This window comes from Collinsella sp. LCP21S3_D3 (genome assembly GCF_052118305.1).
Classification (GTDB): domain Bacteria; phylum Actinomycetota; class Coriobacteriia; order Coriobacteriales; family Coriobacteriaceae; genus Collinsella.
On sequence record NZ_JBQKHK010000054.1, the window covers coordinates 1 to 951 of the forward strand.

General features: G+C 68.0%; 1 protein-coding gene. It reads right to left on the reverse strand.

What is annotated here, in order from left to right; all coding sequences use genetic code 11:
* On the reverse strand, positions 1–786 hold a 786-nt coding region (locus ACTQ1S_RS09335), incomplete at its 3' end, for an IS3 family transposase (protein WP_441547567.1).
* Positions 787–951 lie beyond the last annotated feature (165 nt).

A 951-nucleotide genomic window follows, 5' to 3' on the forward strand; every position in this document is an offset into this window, starting at 1 on the left:
CCTCGTGTTCCAATGGGCGACGTACGCGTCCAGGTCCGCCTTGAAGGACTCGAAGTCGGGCCATGTCCTTCCCCGGAAGAACTCGTCCTTCATGTGGCCGAAGACCTGCTCGGTGGCGCCGTTGTCGATGCAGTTTCCCTTTCTGGACATGCTCTGGACGATCCCGGCGTCCTTCAGCCTCCCGCACCATGCGGCGTGCTGGTACTGCCAGCCCATGTCGCTGTGGAGCACCGGCGTCGCGCCCTCGGGCATCTTCGCCAGCAGCTGGTCGAGCAGCTCGGCCTGCTGCGCCATGTCCGGGCTGGTCGACGTCGACCACGCGACTATCTCCTTGCTGCCGAAGTCGTACACCGGCGCGAAGTAGGCCTTGCCCCAGGGCTGCTTGAACTCGGTAACGTCGGTGCCCATCTTCTGCCACGGCCCGTCGGCGGCGAAGTCGCGCCCGATGACGTTCTCGAACGTCTCGCCCACGACCCCCCTGTACGAGTTGTACCTATGGTAGTCGGTCTCGCGGCGGATGCCGCAGCGGACCCCCATCTCCCGCATCATCTTGAGCACGGTCTTGTTGGCTATGCGCGCGCCCAGCTCGGCGCGCAGGCACATGGCGACCTGGCGGTGGCCGCACCCGTTGGCCGTGCGCGAGAAGATCTCCGCCACCGCGTCCCGCAGCTCCGGGCGCGTCGGCCTGGCCGGGTGCGACAGCGCGTAATAGTAGCTGGACCGGGCCAGGCCGGCGCATTCCAGCAGGCTCCCCAGCTTCCACCCCTCCGCGCGCAGGGCGCTCACGGCCTCGACCTTCGCCCTGGTCAGAGCCCGTCCCTCTCGACCAGGGCACGCAATTTTTTTAGGTAGGCCACCTCGGTCTCGAGCCTTCGGCAGCGCTCCTCGAGCTCCTGCTCGCGGGTGCGCCCGCGCGACTTGGGGCCGGACCCCTTCGGCCTGCCCCTGGGC